At 70.3% G+C, this 1,367-nt stretch carries 2 protein-coding genes; both read left to right on the top strand.

Going from position 1 to position 1,367, the window contains the following annotated elements; all coding sequences use genetic code 11:
* Positions 1-776: 2-oxoglutarate dehydrogenase, E2 component, dihydrolipoamide succinyltransferase (sucB, locus tag A9W96_RS05925; protein WP_067138398.1), on the top strand; the 776-nt coding region annotated here is incomplete at its 5' end.
* A 16-nt stretch (positions 777-792) separates the two neighbouring features.
* A partial coding sequence (locus A9W96_RS05920; protein ID WP_156765129.1) for an NAD-dependent epimerase/dehydratase family protein occupies positions 793-1,367 on the top strand: 575 nt, incomplete at its 3' end.

The following is a 1,367-nucleotide window of genomic DNA, read 5'->3' as shown; positions in this document are numbered from 1 at the left end:
CCGCGGCGCCCAAGGCCGCTGCGGCGCCGAGCCCGGCGCCGGCGATGGCGCACCTGCGGGGCACCACCCAGAAGGCCAGCCGGATCCGTCAGATCACCGCGAACAAAACCCGCGAATCCCTGCAGGCCACAGCGCAACTCACCCAGACCCACGAGGTCGACATGACCAAGCTGGTGGGGTTGCGGGCCAGGGCCAAGGCGGCGTTCGCCGAGCGCGAGGGCGTGAACCTGACCTTCCTGCCGTTCATCGCCCGGGCGGTGATCGACGCGCTGAAGATCCACCCCAACGTCAACGCGAGCTACAACGAGGACACCAAGGAGATCACCTACTACGACGCCGAGCACCTCGGCTTCGCGGTCGACACCGAACAGGGTCTGCTCTCCCCCGTCGTGCACAACGCCGGCGACCTGTCGCTGGCCGGGCTGGCCCGGGCGATCGCCGACATCGCCGCGCGCGCCCGCTCGGGCAACCTCAAACCCGACGAGCTGTCCGGCGGCACCTTCACGATCACCAACATCGGCAGCCAGGGCGCGCTGTTCGACACCCCCATCCTGGTTCCGCCGCAGGCCGCCATGCTGGGCACCGGCGCCATCGTCAAGCGGCCGCGGGTGATCGTCGACGAGTTCGGCAACGAATCCATCGGTGTCCGCTCGATCTGCTATCTGCCACTGACCTATGACCACCGGCTGATCGACGGCGCAGACGCCGGCCGCTTCCTCACCACCATCAAGCACCGTCTCGAAGAGGGCGCGTTCGAGGCCGACCTCGGCCTGTAACGAAGGACAATCGAACGTGGCTCGCGCCGGCCAGCAGGCCCTCATCGCTATTGCGGGTTCGTCCGGCCTGATCGGTTCGGCCCTGGCCGCGGCCCTGCGCGCGGCCGATCACCGGGTGTTGCGCATCGTGCGCCGCGCACCGGCGAATGCCGATGAGCTGCACTGGAATCCCGAGAGCGGCGATTTGGATCCCGACACGCTGACCGGCGTCGACGCCGTCGTCAACCTGTGCGGCGTCAATATCGGCAAGCGGCGATGGTCGGGCGCCTTCAAGCAGAGCCTGCGCGACAGCCGCATCGCCCCCACCGAGGTGCTGGCGCACGCCGTCGCCGACGCGGGGGTGGCGACCCTGGTCAACGCCAGCGCGGTCGGCTTCTACGGCAACACCAAGGACCGCGTGGTCGACGAAAACGACCGTGCGGGAACGGGTTTCCTGGCGCGGCTGTGTGAGGACTGGGAGGCCGCCACGCTGCCGGCCCAGTACGGCGGCGCCCGGGTGGTGCTGGCCCGCACCGGGCTGGTGTTCTCCCCCGCGGGCGGCGTGCTGGGCCGGCTGCGGCCGTTGTTCCGCGCCGGGCTCGGCGCCCGGCT

Origin of the sequence: Mycobacterium sp. 1245852.3, from assembly GCF_001669335.1 — a bacterium.
Lineage (GTDB): Bacteria > Actinomycetota > Actinomycetes > Mycobacteriales > Mycobacteriaceae > Mycobacterium > Mycobacterium europaeum_A.
Note: the sequence above shows the minus strand (reverse complement) of the source record. Positions and strands in the feature narration are given on the sequence as shown.